Annotated in this window: 18 protein-coding genes and 1 pseudogene; 15 read left to right on the top strand and 4 right to left on the bottom strand. The window is 68.4% G+C overall.

From position 1 onward, the window contains the following. Positions 1-367 precede the first annotated feature (367 nt). The 7 genes from IOD16_RS23655 to IOD16_RS23685 all read left to right on the top strand — a co-directional run bounded on the left by IOD16_RS23655 (position 368) and on the right by IOD16_RS23685 (position 6,703). Positions 368-571, top strand: coding sequence for a hypothetical protein (locus IOD16_RS23655; protein ID WP_201436198.1), 204 nt, complete (start codon positions 368-370; stop codon positions 569-571). Continuing rightward, positions 568-786 (top strand): transposase domain-containing protein, encoded by a 219-nt coding sequence (locus tag IOD16_RS41555; protein ID WP_201436199.1) that lies wholly within the window; start codon positions 568-570, stop codon positions 784-786. The genes IOD16_RS23655 and IOD16_RS41555 overlap by 4 nt, the downstream gene beginning before the upstream one ends. A gap of 176 nt (positions 787-962) precedes the next feature. After that, the gene (locus IOD16_RS23665; RefSeq protein ID WP_201436200.1) at positions 963-1,871 is read left to right on the top strand and encodes a trimeric intracellular cation channel family protein; all 909 of its coding nucleotides are present in this window, start codon (positions 963-965) and stop codon (positions 1,869-1,871) included. An 824-nt stretch (positions 1,872-2,695) separates the two neighbouring features. Beyond that, positions 2,696-3,643 (top strand): quinone oxidoreductase family protein, encoded by a 948-nt coding sequence (locus tag IOD16_RS23670; protein WP_201436201.1) that lies wholly within the window; start codon positions 2,696-2,698, stop codon positions 3,641-3,643. Between the two features lie 236 nt (positions 3,644-3,879). After that, a complete protein-coding gene (locus IOD16_RS23675; RefSeq protein ID WP_201436202.1) occupies positions 3,880-4,434 on the top strand; it encodes a GNAT family N-acetyltransferase in 555 nt (184 codons plus the stop codon). Between the two features lie 422 nt (positions 4,435-4,856). Beyond that, the gene (locus IOD16_RS23680) at positions 4,857-6,059 is read left to right on the top strand and encodes a sensor histidine kinase (RefSeq protein ID WP_201436203.1); all 1,203 of its coding nucleotides are present in this window, start codon (positions 4,857-4,859) and stop codon (positions 6,057-6,059) included. Continuing rightward, on the top strand, positions 6,047-6,703 hold the full coding sequence (locus IOD16_RS23685; RefSeq protein WP_201436204.1) for a response regulator: 657 nt from the start codon (positions 6,047-6,049) through the stop codon (positions 6,701-6,703). The genes IOD16_RS23680 and IOD16_RS23685 overlap by 13 nt, the downstream gene beginning before the upstream one ends. A gap of 377 nt (positions 6,704-7,080) precedes the next feature. On the opposite strand, the gene IOD16_RS23690 is transcribed toward IOD16_RS23685, so the two are convergent. Beyond that, positions 7,081-9,585: an ABC transporter permease gene (locus tag IOD16_RS23690; RefSeq protein ID WP_201436205.1), complete on the bottom strand. Its 2,505-nt coding sequence runs from the start codon at positions 9,583-9,585 to the stop codon at positions 7,081-7,083. Positions 9,586-9,588: 3 nt separating this feature from the next. Then, complete coding sequence (locus IOD16_RS23695) at positions 9,589-10,446, bottom strand: ABC transporter ATP-binding protein (protein WP_201436206.1); 858 nt, start codon at positions 10,444-10,446, stop codon at positions 9,589-9,591. A gap of 319 nt (positions 10,447-10,765) precedes the next feature. On the opposite strand from IOD16_RS23695, the gene IOD16_RS40580 reads away from it, so the two are divergent. The 8 genes and pseudogenes from IOD16_RS40580 (at position 10,766) to IOD16_RS23740 (ending at position 18,359) form a co-directional block, all read left to right on the top strand. Beyond that, on the top strand, positions 10,766-12,070 hold the full coding sequence (locus IOD16_RS40580) for an integrase core domain-containing protein (RefSeq protein WP_236594314.1): 1,305 nt from the start codon (positions 10,766-10,768) through the stop codon (positions 12,068-12,070). A 296-nt stretch (positions 12,071-12,366) separates the two neighbouring features. Then, the gene (locus IOD16_RS23710; protein WP_268957742.1) at positions 12,367-12,786 is read left to right on the top strand and encodes a hypothetical protein; all 420 of its coding nucleotides are present in this window, start codon (positions 12,367-12,369) and stop codon (positions 12,784-12,786) included. 1,295 nt (positions 12,787-14,081) lie between these two features. Then, positions 14,082-14,798, top strand: a complete 717-nt coding sequence (locus IOD16_RS40585; RefSeq protein ID WP_236594315.1) for a helix-turn-helix domain-containing protein — start codon at positions 14,082-14,084, stop codon at positions 14,796-14,798. A gap of 110 nt (positions 14,799-14,908) precedes the next feature. After that, positions 14,909-15,007: pseudogene (locus tag IOD16_RS40590) on the top strand (hypothetical protein); the annotation flags it as partial. Positions 15,008-15,223: 216 nt separating this feature from the next. Next, the gene (locus tag IOD16_RS23725; protein WP_201436208.1) at positions 15,224-15,493 is read left to right on the top strand and encodes a hypothetical protein; all 270 of its coding nucleotides are present in this window, start codon (positions 15,224-15,226) and stop codon (positions 15,491-15,493) included. Positions 15,494-15,612: 119 nt separating this feature from the next. After that, a complete protein-coding gene (locus IOD16_RS23730; protein WP_201436209.1) occupies positions 15,613-16,203 on the top strand; it encodes a DoxX family membrane protein in 591 nt (196 codons plus the stop codon). Between the two features lie 133 nt (positions 16,204-16,336). Continuing rightward, positions 16,337-17,533, top strand: a complete 1,197-nt coding sequence (locus IOD16_RS23735) for a globin domain-containing protein (RefSeq protein WP_201436210.1) — start codon at positions 16,337-16,339, stop codon at positions 17,531-17,533. An 88-nt stretch (positions 17,534-17,621) separates the two neighbouring features. After that, entirely contained in the window at positions 17,622-18,359 is a 738-nt protein-coding gene (locus tag IOD16_RS23740; RefSeq protein ID WP_201436211.1) for a DUF6544 family protein, read from the top strand. A gap of 25 nt (positions 18,360-18,384) precedes the next feature. Here IOD16_RS23740 and IOD16_RS23745 read toward each other — a convergent pair whose 3' ends face one another. Both IOD16_RS23745 and IOD16_RS23750 read right to left on the bottom strand, forming a co-directional pair. Next, entirely contained in the window at positions 18,385-18,999 is a 615-nt protein-coding gene (locus IOD16_RS23745; protein WP_201436212.1) for a CBS domain-containing protein, read from the bottom strand. 210 nt (positions 19,000-19,209) lie between these two features. Next, positions 19,210-19,722, bottom strand: a complete 513-nt coding sequence (locus IOD16_RS23750) for a flavodoxin family protein (protein ID WP_201436213.1) — start codon at positions 19,720-19,722, stop codon at positions 19,210-19,212. Positions 19,723-19,786: the final 64 nt, after the last annotated feature.

A 19,786-nucleotide genomic window follows, 5' to 3' on the forward strand; every position in this document is an offset into this window, starting at 1 on the left:
TAGTGGGCCTGAAGCCCACGCACGACAAGTCCTCAAAGCCTACGAAGACCACTACAACCGACACCGACCTCACCAGGCCCGAGACCAACTACCACCCGAAGCCCGGCAGCACCCCGCCACGGTGCACGACCTCGACGCCCGCAGAGTGCTCCGCACCTGCATCTCCGGCGGCCTCATCAAGGAGTACAGACATGCCCTCTGACCAGCAGCGATAACTTTTCGAGCGGCACAGGCTGCACGGACGTTCCCCCGGTATCCGAGCCGAAACCATCGCACCTGCTCACGAGGACGAGTACAGCCTGCTCTACCTGACACCTGGAAGCCTGCGGTATGGGCGGCACTGGCGAACACAGCTAACTTCTCCTTCATGAACAAGGAACCGAACTTCTCACTCACCCGCGGCCGAGCGCTGCTGGCGGTGCTCCTGGTCAGCAGCGTCGTGGCCAACGTCGCCACTCAAGCCTTCGGCCTGAGCTCCTACATCAGCGCCGCTTTCGGGATGGTCGCCGTCGCCAGCGGTGTGACGCTTTTCTCCAGCTACCGCAAGAACCTCAAAAGTTCGCGGAAATGAAGCGTGTGCTCCGCGACAAATTATCGTCGCCGCAGAGCGGCGAAGTACTTGCGCCGAGAACAAGTCCGAATGATCGCATTCCTGCTCTACAGGCGTCGGCACTAGTGGACGAGGTGCTTGGCGTGACCCGGCGGGTGCAATGTCGTGTACGGAAGCTGCCATCGCGGGTGGTGGCGTACTTCGTACTCACGTTGTCCCCGGTTCGACTCGAATAGGTATCGGGGCATGTGCCCAAATAGGCACCTTCAGGTGGCCCAGTCCTCCTTCCCGCAGAGGGCTGCTCGCAGGAATGCGCGCTGTGGCCACACTGCTAGCGCATGACGAGATCATCGTCGGATCCTTCATCCGCTTTCGGTAACTGCCACATTCTCGGACATCTCGGGGTCAAGCTGTGTTCGTGGTCATGGAAGTTTTGGGCATCTTGGCTTTCGCGCTCGCGGGCGCCATGGATGCTGCACGGTCGCGTCTGGACCTGTTCGGGATCGGCACGGCGGCGATCCTCACCGCGATCGGCGGTGGCGTACTGCGGGACATCCTCCTCGGGGTCGAGCCACCGATCGGGTTGCTGACCGCGTGGTACTTCGTGGCCAGCTTGGCGATAGCGGCGATTGTGGCCCTCTGGTACCCGCGGCTGTGCCGGTTCGACCTGCCCTTGCGATTCTGCGACGCGATCGGACTGGCCATGTTCGCCATCACCGGCGCGACCAGGGCGATGGAGCAGGGCACGCCGGTCTACGTGGCCGGCATCATCGGCATGATCAACGCTGTCGGTGGTGGCCTGATGCGCGAGGTCCTGGTCATGAGAGTGCCGACGATGCTGCGCAAGGAGATCTACGCGCTGCCCGCGTTCGGTGGTGGGATCCTCGTAGGACTCGGGTTCACCCTGCACCTGTCCCCCGAGGTCGTGGCGGTCGTCACTGTTCAGGTGGTGGTCATCGTGCGAATGTTGGCGGTGGTCCGGAAATGGAACCTCCCGACGGCGCGGATTTACCGGACCCGGAACGCGCTTTCACGCGAACGGCGGCCTGATCCAGTTCCGTCAGGGCCGGCCTTGCGCAGGGAGGAGGATGTCGAACGAACGCTCGAAATGTTTCCTGCCCTGTCCGCCAAGCAGGTCATCGGCCAACGGACGGCGCAGCATCCGCACGGCAAGCGGGTTACTCTGGGCGCAACACCTCAAACCCAGCCTCGTCGGACCGGCCGTCCGTATGACGGGCGGCCGAGGATGACCAAAGATATGGGGTTTCCGCAGGACAACGATGATGGGGATCCCGTCACGGCTCCTATTTCCACAATCTGATGGACTGCGCTGCCCTGTACGACCCGCAACCGTTTCGGCTACGACACGCGTTTCCTGCTCCGACAACCTTTTGAAGCTCTTGATAGAATGATCTTGTCAGGTTGTTTGTTGTTCAGCGGGGTTAATGTGGCCCGGCGTCGGCCCCGGCAGGTCGGGTACGAGCTGTGGGGTCGTTCGAGCCACTGCCGCCGAAGGTCGAACGGCGCTGATGGCCGTGCTGCCTGCAGGTGTGTCCTTGCTTCGGCCTACCCCCGGCCATGGCGATACGTGGACAACGCGGGAACGTTGCTGAGCGAGCGTGATCACATGGTGTTCGGAGCCCTCTTCAACCCGCGCACGTGGGAGCCGTTCAGGCCGCCTGGAACCAGTCGATCGCCCCGCGGCGTCGATTCTGTCCAGCACCTCGTGCAAGCTTTGCCGCGAATCATCATCTGCCGCGGTTCTGGCTGACTGCGGGCTTTGGCCGCGGTGGCGCCGCTGACACCCACGGCGCAGTCCCGCAGATCGGCCAGTGGTCGATCCGGTCGCTCGCTCAGCCCATGCTGAGTGCCGTGCGGCAGCAGCACCACGGAGCAGCACGTGGAAGCCGGCCCCGGTGAAGTCGTCGAAGCCCGTCCCCAAGCGCCGCTGCCAGAAGTGCGGCAGAACGTCGGCCGCCCGGCCCGGATACTGCCGATCACATCACTGAACACGTCCACACCGGAAGCATAGGCACAATCGCGCATGAATGCGGCACATACGCGCATGGCATGTGCTGGTCCAATTTTAATACAGTGGTAGTGCGATCCAATCGGACGCAGCCCCACCGAGGAGAAACACTGATCATGAAGGCTGTCGTTCTGAAGGCATTCGGAGGCGTGGAGAACCTCGTCCTCGCCGACCTCCCCGATCCCCGGCCGCGACCGGGAGAAGTGCTGGTAGAAGTCAGGGCGGCCGGTGTGGGACACGTCGACGTCATGTCCCGCCGAGGTGAGTTCGGTGGTTCTCCCGGTTCCGTACCAGGCATCGAGGTGGCCGGTGTCGTCGTGGCGGTCGGCAGGGACGTCGACGACGCGTGGGTCGGCCGCCGCGTCTACGCGATGCTGGACCGGACCGGTGGCGGCTATGCCGAGCTGGTCACGGCAGACGTCGAGGCTGTCGTCGCTCTTCCCGACCAGGTCGGTGAAGCGGACGCGGTCGCGCTTGGTTTCAACGCGTTGACCGCTCTGACATCGCTCGAACGTGCCGAGGTGCGCAGGGCGGACAAGGCTTTGGTCCGTGGTGCCGGTGGCGGAGTCGGACTGACGGCGACCCTGCTGGGCATCCACCTCGGGGCTGCCGTGACAGCAGTGACCGGCTCCGCTCGTCGCGGTGAACGGCTGGCGGCGCTGGGGGCGTCGACTGTCGTGAACCGTCTTGCCGATGCTCAAGCGTACGAGGAATACGACATCATCATCGACCCGGTCGGCGGCCCGGAGTTCGATCGCTTCCTGGAGAAGCTGGCTCCCAACGGCCGGTACGTGCTGTGCGGAGGAGTGGCGGGTTTCCCCACGCCGGACTTCGGCTCGATCTTGCTCGGCCGGTTCACGGCATCCCCGACCCTGCTCATGCTCAGCCTGTCCTCGATCAGCCGTGCAGAGCTCCGCGCACGCATGGAGAAGCTTTTGGAACTCGTCGCCGACAAGACCATTGCCAGTCCGATCGATGAAACATTCACTCTCGCAGCCGCGGCGCACGCGCATGACAAGCTCGAGTCCGGTGCCGCCTTCGGCAAGATCGTGCTCGTTCCCTGAAACCGATCCCGCGGTTTGCCGCCTTCGTCGGCTCACGCGAGAGCACTCCTGATCGACAGCAATGACAGATGATGCCGAGCTCTCGGCGAGAAATCGCCCCAATGGTTCGACAACCCACGGTCAGCACTCGAACAACGGCCCGACCAGGACGATAAGATCTTCTAGGTGCCACCACGCGGCTGGATGTCGCCGTTGCGAGGCGTTGACAGAGGAGGCGCGTATTGCAGCCTGTGGACTTGGCAACCGTTGAGGTAGCGACCGATCGGTTCACGCTGCGGCCGTGGCGGGAGAGTGACCTGAGCGTGCTGGCGGAGGCCGCGACCGACCCCTACATCACGTCGATCACGACGGTTCCGGCCACGTGCACGACGGAAGCGGGACATGGCTTCCTGCGCCGGATGACGGAGCTGTCGGCCGACGGAATCACGGTGCCACGAGCGATCGCGGACCGGGTCACCGACTCTGTCGTCGGACATATCAGCCTCCGCCTGCGCGATCTCGACCTCGGCCGGGTCGGGCTCGGCTATTGGGTTCTACCGTCGGCGCGCGGCCGAGGGGTGGCTCGCGAGGCTGTGACCGGACTCGCCGACTGGGCGTTCGACCAGCTCGGCTGCCGGCGCGTCGAGCTGTGCATCGAGCCGTGGAACGAACCGTCGAAGCAAGTGGCGCTCAGCGCAGGGTTCGTTCGGGAAGGACTGCTGCGCAACTGGCAGGCCGTGGGCGGGCGCCGGTCCGACGTGGAGATGTTCTCCCGCGTCCGACCGCTCGCATCCGGGTCGGACGACTTATAGGGCTGCTCGAGCCACCATCGGCTCAAGCCGCGGACTCCGTCGCACTTGTATCGATGTGCGCGGAGAGGGACCGGCCACGGTGTCCTCCTCCGCTGCGTCGACGACGTTCCTGCTCGTCGAGCCGGGGCCGGCATCGCCGCCGGGGAGCGAAAGGTACAGCCTGCGCTACCAAGAACCACCTGCAGTCTGGGTCGCTCTGACCAGCGGACGACATTACGTTCTGCCTTGGAATCAACGATGCCATGCGGCTCGTGATTGTTTGGCGCCAGGCGTCGACGGCTGAGCACGTCCGTCCGACTTCTCGACACAGACGACCTCGTGACAGCGACCAGCTTGCCCTGGTGGGGGGGCGACGGCGGGTAGGTCGACTCGGTCCGATGTGGAGTGTGGTGCTCGGACAGGGTCCGGGATCGGGAGGTGGAATGACTCGGGTGTGGCGGCGCCTGTGGGCGTCGCTCGATGCCGTTGCGCGCCTGATAGGTGGCCTGGCGACGGCGTTGCTCGCAATGGCCGTGCTCGTCTGGATCGGCGTGGTCGTGCTGCTCAGCTGCGTTGGTGTCGGCATTGTCCTGGTGCCCTCCGCTCTGAGTGTGCTGCGGGCGGTCGCGAACCGGGAACGGGCCCGGCTCGATGTTCTCGGCCCCGGCCTCGTGCCGCACCGGGCGCGGGCCGCGCTGCGCGACGTGACGGTGCGACGTGAGCTGGCATGGCTGTTGCTGCACGCCACAGCCGGCTTCGCCGCCGGGTTCATCGGGCTCTCGTTGCCGGCCGTGATGCTGCAAAACACGACGTACCCGTTCTGGTACCACTTGCTGCCGCCCGAGGACAACTCCCCCAGCTTCCTCTTCTGGACCATCACGGGTCCCTTGACCGTCGGAGCCACCGGCGTGCTCTGCGGCGCCTTCATCGTCGTGCTCGGGCCGGCGCTGGTCCGGGCGCAGGAGTGGCCGGGCCGGCACCTGCTGGCACCTCCCGCAGGCGCCGACCTCTCGTTGCGGGTCGTCGAGTTGACCGCCACCCGTGCCGCCGCCCTCGACGCGCACGCCGCCGAGCTGCGCCGCATCGAGCGGTCGCTGCACGACGGCACGCAGAACCGGCTGGTCGCGGTGACCGTGCTGCTCGGCGCCGTGCGACGGGCCGTGGACCGCGACCCCGCCGCGGCCCATTCCGCGCTGGACCGAGCTCAGGACGCCGCCGAACAGGCACTTGCCGAGCTGCGTGCGGTGGCGCGCAGCATCCTGCCCCCGGTGCTGGCCGACCGCGGGCTCGCCGGCGCCCTGGCCGGCCTCGCCGGCAGCTGCGGCGTGCCGTGCGAGGTGGTGGTGGACGTACCGGGCCGGTGCGCCGCCTCCGTCGAAGCCACCGCGTACTTCGTGGTGGCAGAGGCCCTGTCCAACGTGACCAAGCACAGCGGCGCCACGAAAGCCGTGGTGGAGGTGACCAGGCAGGGCAGCAGGCTGCTGCTGCGGATCTGTGACGACGGCCGGGGTGGCGCGGACGAACGCGGCGGGTCGGGTCTGGCCGGTATCCGCCGGCGGATCGAGGCGTACGACGGGCGCTTCACCCTGGACAGCCCGGCCGGTGGGCCGACGACGATGCGGGTGGAGCTGCCGTGCGGATCGTGATCGCGGAGGACGACCCGCTGCTGCGCGAGGGATTGGCGCTGCTGCTGCGCGCCGAGTCGCTCGACGTGGTGGCCACCACCGACACGCCGGGATCGTTCCTGGCCGCGGTGGCCGAGCACGAGCCGGATGTCGCCATCGTCGACGTGCGGATGCCGCCCACCCACACCGACGAGGGGATCGTGGCAGCGGTCGAAGCCCGCCGCCGCCGGCCAGGGCTCGCGGTGCTCGTGCTCTCGGCGTACGTGGAGCAGACGTTCGCCACCGAACTGCTGGCCGCCGGCGCCGGCCGGCTCGGCTACCTGCTGAAGGAACGGGTGGGACGGGTCGACGAGTTCCTGACCGCCCTGCATCGGGTGGCCGCCGGCGGCACCGCCGTGGACCCCGAAGTCGTCGGTCAGCTGCTGGCCCGCAACCCGCACACCAGCGCGCTGGGCCGGCTGAGCCCCAGGGAACGCGACGTGCTCGCGCTCATGGCCGAAGGGCTCGGCAACACCGCCATCGCCGAGCGGCTCGTCATCACCGAAGGCGGAGTGCACAAGCACATCCGCAGCATCTTCGCGAAGCTCGACCTCGCACCGGACGACCGGGCGGACCGGCGCGTCACCGCGGTCCTGCGCTACCTCAAGGGCAGCGGACCGAAGTAACGACGGTTCGTCGACCACCCCGGCGAGCGCAGAGCGGCGTTACGCCGCAGCCATCGACCGTTGCCTCTCCGGCCTTCAGCCGACTGGCTCGAAGCACCTCGGGAGCATGAAGACGTGGCTGCGTTGTCCTGGCCGAGCGATTGGCTCCAGCGCTGCGAGTACGAACCGAGCTCCACCCGGATTGCGGACGGAGCGAACCCGGAGCGGGCGGTGAGTCGAACGACTTGGGCCTGTGGCGCAGGGCTTCGAACACCGTCGTCAGCGTGCTCGTCGTCCAGACGCTTGACGACGACAACCGAAGGGCGTCCTCGCGGTGCGGACGCGCCCTTCGGTTGTCGTTCAGCCGGATCGGGACGGTCTGCTGCCCCGGGCGATCGTTACTCTTTGACGCCGATACCCGCGATCGGCGGGATTCGGAGCAGTCGCGCGATGGGCAGGACGGTGGTGAGCAGGGCCAGCAGCGTCGTGCCGCCGATGATGGACACCCATCCCAGCGTGGGAACGTAGGGAACGGTCTGCCCGGTGAGGGTGCGTACCACCGATACCAATGTGATCGCGGCGATGGTTCCACCGATCAGCAGGGAAACGCCGAGCAGGCCGGTCTGTTCCGCGTGAACCATTCTCTTCACCTGCTTGCGGGTGACGCCGACCAAGCGCAACAGAGCCAGTTCACGGCCACGGGTGAGGGCGGCCATGACCATGATGTTGGCGGCGGCCAGGGCGGCGTAGCCGACCATGATGCCGACCAGCAGCTTGTTCAACCAGGATCCCAGCTCCAGATCGTCGGCGAGCTGGCCGGTGAGACCGGCGGTGCTCGTCACGGTGCTACCGGGGTGCCGGTCGGCGACGTCGGCCAGGGCGGTGGTGATGTCAGTGCCCGGTTCGCTGCGGACGAGGATCCGCTCGTAGCCGGTGGCGGCGGTGTGGCCGTCGATGACGTCCTTGGCGACGGTGGCCTCACCGAAACCCATGCCCCGGTCGTAGATCGCGACGATGCGCAGGGTGGCCGGTGTGCCGTCGCCGAGCCACACCTCGACCTGCTCGCCGATCTCCCAGCCGTTGGAATCGGCTTGCAAGGTTGACACCGCCATGGCGGGGCCGCGCAGGTCGGCCAAGCTGCCGCTGCGGACCCGGAGGTCCATCGTGAGCTCGGCGCCGGCCGGATCGATCGCCTGCACACCGCTGGCCTCCTCTCCCCCGGCGGGGATGATCGAGGTATTGCGCATTCCGGTGGCGGCCGCCACGCCGGGAATCCCGCGGATCTCCGTGAGGGCGGAGTCAGGCAGACCCGCGGCGGAGATCACGGCGTGTTGGGCGAGCATCCCGTCACGGTTCTGCTCAACGGCCGCTCGTTGCTGGTTGTCCTGGAGGAACCAGATCGAGCCACCGAGGCCAACCGACAGCACCAGTGCGGTCAGCACGGTGACCATGCTTTGGGCGTTGGCGCGCAGGTTCGCCGCGGCGAGGTAACCGCTGTCGCCCCACACGGCGCGCAGCACCGGGCCGAGCAGCCGGGCGGCCACCCGGTTGATCCAGGGGGCGAGCAGGGCGACCGCGAGGACGAGCACGAACAGCACGCCTATCGCGGTGCCGAGGGCAGCGGTCCCCTTCAGCGCAGTGGTGAGCGTGGTCAGGAAAACGCCACCGGCCAAGGCGACGAACCCGGAGAACAAGCGGATCTTGCTGTTCCGGCGGGGTTCCACAGCGATCTCGCCGAGTGCCTCCGTCGGGCGGATCAGCACCGTCCGACGGGCGGCGATCAGCGCGGCGCCCACCGCCACCGCTATCGTCGCCACCACCACCGCCACCGCGGTCAGCACACCGCCGCTGAACGGGAACGTGTCGGGGATGAACTTGTGGTCGACCAGTTCCCTGCGCAGCCATCGGATGGCGAACCAGCCCGAGGGCACGCCGATCACGACCGACAGCAGACTGAGCAGCCCAACCTCGATGAGGATCAACCGGGTGATCTGGCCGGGGGTGGCGGCGACTGCCCGGAGCAAGGCGAGGTCGCGTCGCCGGTGCCGGACCGCGAGGCCGATGGTTCCGGCCACGACGAACATCACCAGCAGCGCCACGTACCCGCCGAAGACGGTGCCGAGCTGGACCAGCATCCGGCCGGCCGCCGCATCCGCGGACTGTTCCAGCAACCCGCGCTCGGCTCCGGCGTATGCCTTGGCTCCGGCCTCGGTGGCCAGCTCGCGTACGTCGGCGACCACTGCGGCACTGGACGCACCGGGCTCAGCGATGACGCCGACAGCGTCGACCCGGCCCTGCCGCGGGTACACGGCCGCCGCGTGCTCGTCAGTGAAGAACACCGCAGGCAACGCGTCAGGAGCCGGCCGTGGGCCGGCATTGCGCACGAGGCCGCTGATCCGGTAGACGCGTGCCGTCCCATCCACCAGGATCGGGACCTCGTCGCCGGGCGCTGTCGAGCCGGCCAGGCGTTCATCCAGCGCGACCTCCTCACCCTTCTTCGGTTCGGCACCCGAGACCAGCTCGTAGGGGGTGAGCACCGTGCTGCTCCACCCGTGCCCGGTGGCCCCGCCGTTCTCCAGGATCACCGTCACCGACGTGTCCCCCACAACGGTGGCCACACCCGGTACCTGCCGGAGCCGTTCGACCATCGAGGTCGGGACGGTGCCCCCTTCAGGCAGTTCTACGGTGACCTTCTCCTCACCGCTGGTCGTGACCGTGATGTCGCGATGGGCGACAACAACGTCTGTTGCGGCGTAACGCTTCGGCGCGGCCTCGAACCGCAGGCCGGACTCCACCAGAAGTCCCATCGACATCAAGAGCACCACTCCGGCCGTCAAGGCCAGCAGGGTGGCGACCGCGCTGCCCATGCGGTGGCGCAGCATCTTCGCGGCCAGCGTCAGCATCGGTCAGCGCTCCTGCGTCATGTGAGGGCGACGACCCAGCGACGCCAGGTGCTCCGCGATGCGCTCCTGCGTCATGTGAGGGCGACGACCCAGCGACGCCAGGTGCTCCGCGATGCGCTCCGCACCCGGCTGCGGCATGTCGTGCACGATCCGGCCGTCGGCCAGCACCATCACACGATCCGCATACGACGCCGCCACGGGATCATGCGTCACCATGATCACCGTCTGTCCCGCCTCGTCCACCACCGAACGCAGCAGACTCAGCACCTCGCCCGCGGTCTGAGTGTCCAGGGCACCGGTCGGTTCGTCGCAGAAGATGACCTCGGGGCGCGTCGCCAACGCCCGCGCGATCGCGACCCGCTGCTGCTGACCGCCGGACAGCTCCGACGGCCGGTGCGCCAACCGCTCGGTCAACCCGACCCGGTCGACGACCTGCCGCACCCACGCGGCATCGGCGCGTTTTCCCGACAACTGCAACGGCAACACGATGTTCTCCTGCACCGTCAACGCTCCGATGAGGTTGAACGCCTGAAAAACAAACCCGATCTTCGACCGCCGCAGCTTCGTCAGATCCGTCTCGGACAGTCGCGACAACTCCGTGTCACCGACCCACACCTGGCCGCCGGTCGGCTGGTCCAGCCCCGCCGCGGTCTGCAGCAACGTGCTCTTGCCCGAACCCGACGGCCCCATCACCGCCGTGAACGTACCCCGTTCGAACATCACGTCGACGCCCGCAAGGGCAGTCACCGCCTGCGGTCCCGTGCCGTAGACCTTCTTCAGGCCCTGAACCCGCACCGCCGACGTGGAACTGGCAACGCCCGCACCAGGAGATCCATCAGTCTGTACATCATGGATTGACATCACAATAAACCCGAGGTCCTATTCTTTGGTTTCCAGGACAGAACCGTAATGTCGCTCGTCGGCCGAAACGACCCAGGCAGCGGGCGGTTCTTGGTAGCGCAGGCTGCACCTGCCCGCTCCGTGGCGCCGACGTCGACCCGGATCCGAACACGGACGCCATCGGTGTGACATCAGCCGCCGCGGTCTCAAGATCCGGCTGATCCAGTGCACCAAGGCACTGACGTCTTCGCCCACTGCCCGAACATCGCTGCTCAGGGCTTCCACGAGTCCAGCAAGGCTGGAAGCACGCAGAGCAGTACGCCTGTTGTCCGTCCCGACGGTGCTGCTCCGCAGCGAGGCGGCGAAGGACGCCGAACTGCTCGTGCTGCGGCACGAGAACGCGGTCCTCGCCGGCAACTCGCGGGTCCGGTCCGCTACGAGCCCGCGGACCGGTTATGGTTCGCCGCCCTGTCCGGGCCGCTCGATCGTCGCCGATGCCGGGAAATCGTCTCGGTCACGCCGGGCACCCTGCTCGCCTGGCACCGCAGACTCGTGGCCCGCAAGTGGGACCACAGCGCGCGGCGACGCATCGGGCCTGATCTTCGCCCGACTCGGTGAGTGGCTGGTTCTGCTCGGCCGGTCTTCCGCGGCCAAGGACGTCGAACTGCTGGTGCTGCGGCACGAGGTCGCCGTGCTGCGCCGAACCAGCCCCCGCCCGCGGTTGGACTGGGCCGATCGCGCGATGCTCGCCGCGTTGGTCCGACGCCTACCCAACTGGTTACGACAACACCGGTTGGTGACACCGGGCACCCTCCTCCGCTGGCACCGGCGCCTGGTCGCGAAGAAGTGGACGTACCCCAACCGGACCGGCCGCCCACCGGTCCACGACACCGTCATGGCGTTGATCAAGCGGATGGCCCGGAAGAACACCGGCTGGGGCCACCGCAGGATCCAGGGAGAGCTGCTCAAGCTCGGCCACCGGGTAGGCGCTTCAACGATCCGCCGCGTGCTCAAGCGCCTGCGAATACCGCCCGCACCCCAGCGCGACACCCATACCTCCTGGCGACGATTCCTGCGAGCGCAGGCCTCGAGCCTGCTGGCCTGCGACTTCTTCCACGTCGACTGCACCATCACCCTCACGCGGGTCTACGTGTTCTTCGTGATGGAGCTCGCCACCCGCTACGTCCACATCCTCGGCACCACCACCAACCCCGACGGAGCATGGACCACCCAACAAGCCCGCAACCTGCTCATGGACCTTGGAGACCGGACAGACGACCTCCGATTCCTCATCCGCGACCGGGCCGGCCAATTCACCACCTCGCTCGACGCGGACCTCTCCGGCACAGGCATCCAGGTCATGAAGACCCCGCCACGGTGCCCGCGAGCCAACGCCCACGCCGAACGCTTCGTCAGCACCGTCCGACACGAAGCCACCGACCGCCTGCTCATCCTCAACGAACACCACCTGCGGGCAGTGCTGCAGCGCTACGCGAGGCACTACAACCACCGCCGCCCGCACCAAGCCCGAGAACTCGCCCCACCACAACCAGACCATCCGACCGCAGAGCCAGGCTGCACCTCGATACGCCGACGACCAGTCCTCGGCGGCCTGATCAACGAGTACGAACACGCAGCCGCCTAACCGCAGGTCAGGTCCTGTGCCCGACTTTTGACACCCCACAGGGCATGCTCTCGACACGCTGACACTCGCTCTACCAGCGACAACGGTTTCAAGTGGTACAGGGTTGTGGTGGCGCCGTTGTGCGGCACCCGACTCGAAGAAGTGGCAACTGGGCGAATGCCGGCCGGAGCGTCGACCGATACGCTGGAAGAGCACCGCCACCGTTCACCCGACCAGGGGAGCTTTCATTGGCGCGCTTGCGTTTTCTCGCTCACGCCACCGGTGCCGTGGCGCTGGCGGCCGTCTTGTCCGCCGCCGTGCTCACCGGTACTGCCAGTGCGTGCAGTTGTCTGCCCTATGACACCGAACCACAGCGCTACGCACGGGCCGATCACGTGTTCAGCGGCCACGTGTCCGCATCCACCGTGCTGGAGCGCGGCAAGCCCGACTACGTCTGGGACGACCTGCGCGCGTACGCCGTGCAGGTCGACCAAGAGTACAAGGGCGACGTGCCGGCGACCGTGACCGTGACGACCAACTACGCCGGGTCGATGTGCGGGCTCTCGCTCTACGTCGGCCAGTCGTACCTGGTGTTCGCGTTCGGCGACTCCACCGGCGGCGAGGTGTCGTCCCACTACTGCTCCGGCACCCGCCCGGCAAACGCCGGCCCGCCCGTGACGACCACGGCGATGGCCGCCCCGGCCTCAGCACCCGCCTGCACCGCCGCCGCTGCCTGACCGCCCCCGGACCGGATGTGGGTGGCCGCCACCACCCACATCCGGACACGTGTCGCAACGCCTCGGTGACATCCGTTCACAGCTGACGGCGGCGTCGACCCCTGTGCCGCTCGAAAGGTCATCGCCGCTGGTGGAGCGGGAGCGCGGTCGTCTTTGGGAGCATGGCCGGGTGATGGTGTCCCTGCTGTACAGGACGACATGGAGGTTGCTGTCTGTTCCGTCGGTGTTGCTGCGCAGCCAAGCGGCGAAGGATGCCGAACTGCTCGTGTTGCGGCACGAGAACGCCGTACTCCGTCGGCAACTCGCGAGTCCAGTCCGCTATGAGCCCGGGCCGGCTCTGGTTCGCGGCTCTGTCCGGCTTGGTGAATCGTCGACGGTGGTCAGAGATCTTTCCGGTCACCCCGGGCACCCTGCTCGCCTGGCACCACAAAATCATGGCTCGCAAGTGGGACTACTCCGCGCGTCGATGCACCGGACGCCCACCGACCCGGCCCGCGGTCAAGTCGCTCGTACTGCGGCTCGCCAGGGAGAACCCTGTGCCTGCCGATAACCTCATCTATGCAGGTAGAGGACGCGTATAAGCCCAAGAGGCGTCAAGCGCTCACGGGGACGGCTGCCATCCGCAGTGCCGTTGGCTGACGCGGCATGATGACCGGCTGTGCTGCTCCGACTGGCCTATCTGGGCGTGACCAACGCCTTCGCGCTGCTGCGCCTACTGCCCATGAGCAACCGGGACAAGGACACGGCGATCCTGGCGTTGCGGCACCAGATCACTGCCCTGCAACGCCAACTCGGTGACGGCCCGTCCACGGTTCTCCCCCGGCGATCGGGCATTCCTCGCGGCCCTGCTGCACCGACTCCCGGTCGCCACGCCTCGTCGACTCCGACTACTGGTGCACCCGGAGACAGTTCTACGCTGGCACCGAGACCTCCTCGACCGTCGCCACGCAGCCAGCTCCCGCCCCAAGCGGCCCGGCCGACCACGGACCATCCGCTCGATCCGACTCCTGGTACTGCGCCTGGCACGGGAGAACCCAACATGGGGCTACCGCCGCATCCACGGCGAACTCCTCGTCCTCGGCATCAAGGTCGCAGTCTCCACCGTCTGGCAGCTCCTCAAGGACGCAGGAATCGACCCGGCGCCCCAGCGCACCACGACAACCTGGTCGACCTTGTGCCTGCCGATAACTCCATCCATGCAGGTTGAAGCCGTGCGTAGTGTGAGGGGCCGAGGTGCTCGTGAGTGCGGCTACAGGTCCGCAGCGCCCTCGACTGACGCGGCATGATGACCGACTGTGCTGCTCCGACTGACCTACCTCGGTGTGACCAACGCGTTCGCCTTCCTGCGCCTGCTGCCCATGAGCGACCGGGACAAGGACACGGAGATCTTGGCGCTGCGCCACCAGGTCATGGTCCTGCAACGCCAACTCGGAGACGCCCGCCCACGACTGTCCCCCGTCGACCGGGCATTTCTCGCGGCACTGCTGCACCGACTCCCGATCGATGCGCTTCGTCGACTCCGGCTACTGGTACGCCCGGAGACGATTCTGCGGTGGCACCGAGACCTCCTCGCCCGCCGCCACGCAGCCAAATCCCGACCCAAGCGGCCCGGACGCCCACGGACCATCCGCTCGATCCGACTCCTGGTGCTGCGTCTGGCACGAGAGAATCCGACCTGGGGCTACCGCCGCATCCACGGCGAACTACTCGTCCTCGGCATCAAGGTCGCGGCCTCCACGGTGTGGCAGATCCTCCGGGACGCCGGGGTCGACCCGGTACCCGAGCGCACCACGACGACCTGGTCGGCCTTCCTCCGCTCACAGGCCGAGGCGCTACTGGCCTGCGACTTCTTCGAGACCCGCACGTTGAGCGGAGCCCACCTGTACGTGCTCGCGGTCATCGAGCACGCCAACCGCCGGATCCGCGTCCTCGGCGCCACCACGCACCCGACCGCCTCCTGGGTCACCCAAGCCGCCAGGAACCTCGCCATGGACCTCGCAGACGAAGGCTGACACGTACGGTTCCTGATCCGCGACCGGGACGGGAAGTACCCGGCGCTGTTCGACACCGTCCTCGCCGACGCCGCATCCAGGTCGTCCTCAGCGGCGTCGGCATCCCGCGCATGAACGCGATCACGGAACGCCGGCTCTGCAGCTGCCGCCGAGAACTCCTCGACCGCACCCTCATCTGGAACCAACAGCACCTGCTCCACTCACTGCGCGAATACGAGCAGTTCTACAACACCCACCGACCCCACCAAGGCATCCACAACGCACGACCGCTACGCGCCCTGCCACCCCGTCACCGACCAAGTCGCAGTCACCCACCTGGATATCCGCCGGCGACAGCGGTTGGGCGGCATCCTCAACGAGTACTACCAGGCCGCCTGACCCGCACGGACGACATTTTCGGCAGGTACAAGGTCAACGTCGGACTGGTGCTCGGCGTCGGCGTCAACGCGCTGTGCGCGCTGTTCCCCCGACGCCGGCTGGTGCTGCTCGGCGACGTGCTGACGACGACGGCGACGCTGGCCGCGCTGACGTCGATGTCGGCGGTGTGGCCCTTCCGGTTCGACGACGCGCAGATCCCGTGGACGACGATCACCCGCACCACGCTGACCATCGTGCTCGTCGCCGTGTCGGTCGCCCTCGTCGTCCAGCTCGTCAAACTCCTGCACTCCTTGGTGGCGCCGGACGTCGACCCGTGACGACCGACCTCTGAAGGTGGTGCCGGACGTCCTCGTCGGGCAAGGACCTTCGACCGCGTCGCACAGCCGCCGCCGGCGGGAAGCTCATGTCGAACACGAGATCAAGAAGGAGAGAAGCCATGACAGCGCTCAGCCACTCCGGTGCCACGACAGGCGCCACGGCCCGTACGACCGCGACGACGGCGGTCCGCGCCGACGCCGGGGCCATCGCGCTCGCGGTCCTGCGGATCACGACCGGGTTCGTGTTCCTGTGGGCGTTCCTCGACAAGGCCTTCGGCCTCGGCTACGCCACCAAGGCCGCCAACGCCTGGATCAACGGCGGCTCGCCCACCAAGGGCTTCCTCAGCCGGGTCGCGGTCGGCCCCTTCGAGTCCACCTTCCACGCCATCGCGGGCGCCTGGTGGGCCGACTGGCTGTTCATGCTCGGCCTGCTCGCCATCGGCGTCGCCGTCACCGCCGGCGTCGGCCTCCGCCTCGCCGCCATCGCCGGAACCCTCATGATGCTGCTCATGTGGGCCGCCGAATGGCCCCTCGCCCAGTTCACCTCGGCCGGCGAGCCCAGCATGTCCACCAACCCGATCGTCGACTACCACATCATCTACGCCGTCGCGCTGATCGCCGTGGCATTGGCCGGCGCGGGCGCCACCTGGGGCCTCGGCCGCTGGTGGGCGACCCTGCCGGTGGTCCGCGACCACACCTGGTTGCGGTGACGCACGTGGGAGCGGGCGGACCTCGTCGGTCCGGCCGCTCCGACGCGTCCGCGTGACGCGATCTCGTGGTCATGACCGGGCGAGACCGGTGCCACCCCCTCCCAGCTCGACGAACCCACCGAGGAGACATCCCGTGCTGTCCGCTGCTTCCGCCGAGGTGGTGCGCGCGACGTTGCCCGTCGTGCGCGACCACGCCGTCGAGATCACCGGCGTGTTCTACCCGTCGATGTTCGCCGCCCACCCCGAGCTGCTCGACCTGTTCAACCAGGGCAACCAAGCGAGTGGGCAGCAGCGCGTCGCGCTGGCCTCCGCCGTGGTGGCCTTCGCCGAGCACCTGCTCGACCCCGCCGCCGTGCCGTTCGCCCCCGTCGCCGAGCGCATCGCGCACAAGCACGTGTCGCTGGGCATCCGCGCCGAGCAGTACCCGATCGTCGGCCGCCACCTCATGGCCGCCGTCGGCACCGTGCTCGGCGACGCCGTCACCCCCGAGGTCGCCTCCGCGTGGGACGAGGTCTACTGGCTGCTCGCGTGCGAGCTGATCGCCGCCGAGGCGCGGCTGTACGAGCGCGGCGGCGTCGACCCCGTGACGCTCTGGCGGCGTTGGCGGGTGGCCAAGCGTCAGGACGAGGCCGTCGACGCGGTGTCGTTCACGCTCGTGCCCGACGACGGCGGCCCGGTGCCCGACTTCGCACCCGGCCAGTACGTCTCCGTCGCCGTCGACCTGCCCCACGGGCGACGCCAACCCCGGCAGTACACCCTGTCGCAGGGCTCGGCACGCGGCTCCCTGAGGATCACCGTGCGCCGCGTGCGCGCTCACGGGAACGCCCCGGACGGCGCGGTGTCCAACCACCTGCACGACCACGTCCACGCCGACGACACCCTCCTGGTCGGCCCTCCGGCGGGGGACAACGTCCTCGCCGCCGGGACCGGCCCGGTGCTGCTGGTCAGCGGCGGCATCGGCATCACCCCCACCGCGGCGATGCTCGACCACATCGCCCGCACCGACCCCACCCGACGGGTGGTCGTGGCGCACGCCGAGCGCCGCGCCGAACGGCACGCGCTGCGCGCCGAGATCGACCACCTCGCCTCCAGCCTGGCCGCTGCCGACGTGCTCACCTGGTACGAGACCGGCGAAGGCGAACGGCACGGCCTGCTCGACGTCGACGCCGTGCCGCTGCCCACAGACCTGACCGCCCACGTCTGCGGCCCGCTGCCGTTCATGCGCCACGTCCGCGACGGCCTGCTGCGCCGGGGCGTACCCGCCGACCACATCCACTACGAGGTGTTCGGACCGGGCATGATCGACCGCACGAACGGTTCACCGGCATGACGCGGCCGGAAGTCCCCTCCCGCCGGTTGCCTTCGGCCCTGCCACTCGCACAACGGTTCGAGCAGGCTCAGATGTGGAGGTGCCACCCATGACGAGCACGATGCACGCCGGTCCGATCACCGCGGACGACATCGCCCACCTGCCCGAGCCGGCACAGCGCCACCTGAAGTTCACCCGCGTGCTGGGACGTCCGGCCGACGTGTCGTTCCACGCCACCGCGCACGGCTTCTTCCGCACGCGCCCGAACCGGAACTGGATCGCCTGCATCAGCGAGCAGCACAACGACGCCACCGGCCTGACCCGCGACTTCCGCATGCGCCTCAAGCTCGCCCACGTCGTCCCGGTGCGGGCGGAGGACGTCTACGAGCACGGGCACGGCCGGATGCACGCCACCGCCCTGGGCCTGCTCCCGGTCGCCGCCGGCAGGGGCCACGAGTTCGACCTCGGCGAGCTGGTGACGTTCCTCAACGACGCCGTCCTGCTGGCGCCGTCGATGCTGCTGCGCCTGCCCGTCGAGTGGACCACGGTCGACGGGCACACCTTCGGCCTCACGCTGACCGACCACGACAACACGGTCACCGCGCACGTCACCGTGGACGACCGGGGCGCACCACGAGAGTTCAGCACCGAGGACCGCTGGGCCGACCTGCCCGAGGGTCTGGTCAAGACGCGCTGGTCCACCCCGGTCGACGGCTGGTGCCTGGTCGCGGGCCGCATGCGCCCCCGGCGCGGCACCGCGGTCTGGCACCTGCCCGACGGCCCGTTCGCCTACGCCCAGTTCGACTACACGAACGCGGACATCACCTACAGCACAGTGCCCGACTGACACGCCACCCAGACGGGTGTGCACCTCACGCGGTGCCGTCGGGCTCGGCCACCTCCACGCCGACCACCCCCGGCACCGCGCCGGCCACCACGGTGGCGACGTGCCGCTCCACGTCATTCGCATCTTCACCCGCAAGAGTGACCATCCCGTGGGTGACGGAGATCCGCCACGGGACGCGCCCCGCCGCGACGGCCAGCTGGTGCCGCACGTCGGTCGCGATGACGTCGTCGTCCCGCGCGATCATGCGCAACAGGTCACGCCTGCTGACCACGCCGACGAGGACGCCGTTTCGCACGACAGGGACGACGCGCAGGTGCTTGTCCAGCATGAGCCTGCTCAACTCGGACACGTGCGTGCGCGGGTCGACCGCGACCACATCGGTCACCATGACCTCCGCGACGGTCGTCGACGCCGGTGCGAGCGGCTCGGGTGGTCGTCCGTGCACGAACGTCCTCGGGTCGGGGAGGACGCGGTTGCGCAGCAGATCCGCCTCGGCGACCACGCCCACCAGGCGGTCGCCGCCCTCGACCACCGGCAGCGTGGTGAAACCGTGCTCCACCAGCAGTCGCGCGGCGTCCTTGGCCGCCATCCCCGGCCGCACGGTCACCACGGCATGGGTCATCAGGTCCTGGGCCTTCATCACGATCTTCCCTTGATCCGGTGATTTCCGTCGACAGCGCCTCCGGTGGACGGCCATTCCTGGCCGGCGAGTCCTCACCAGGGCCTACCCGGCACGCCGGATCGGAAACCGCGCGCGGCAGACCACGGACCGTTCACCGTCCGTAGCGGTGTGGCTGGTGGTCTGCCGTCGTGTCGGTTGTGAGCGCACTCCGCACGACCAGCAGGCGGGTCACGTCCGGCTGGTGGCGCGGATGGTCCGGACCCAGGCCGTCGCGCGCTCGATCTCACCCTCCAGCAAGGGGCCCGGGGTGCCGGCCACGTAGAACGACACCGGCGCGCCCGCAACGGTGAAGCGCAGCCGCCGCAAGCGCCTCGTGATCGCCTTGGCGGCCGAGCCCGGCAGCCATCCCACCTTGACCTTGGTGTCGAACGCGATGGCCCGCACGGTGTGGTCGCCGGGCGCGAGCGCGTCGAGCCACTCGCGCACGCCGCGTCCCCGCGACACCAGCTCACCGGTCGCCTGGTCGGCGGCGGACTTGCGGGTGGAGGCCCGGCTCAGGCTGAACGCGTGCGTCGGCGCGCCGACCACGAGCAGGTCGACGTCATCGGGTAGCACGTCCGGCGCGGCGGCGACCTCCACGACGTCGACGTGCCTGCCTTCCGCCAGAGCCGCGCCCACCGCCTCGGCGACCGCCCTGGTGTTGCCGAACATGGATTCGAAGACCACGAGTGCCCGTGCCATCGCCGGTACCGCCCTTCTTCGTCGTCTCACCACGCTGCCCTTCCTGCGGACCGGTCGACAGCGG

The organism is Saccharothrix sp. 6-C, from assembly GCF_016695385.1.
Taxonomy (GTDB): Bacteria; Actinomycetota; Actinomycetes; order Mycobacteriales; family Pseudonocardiaceae; genus Actinosynnema; species Actinosynnema texasense.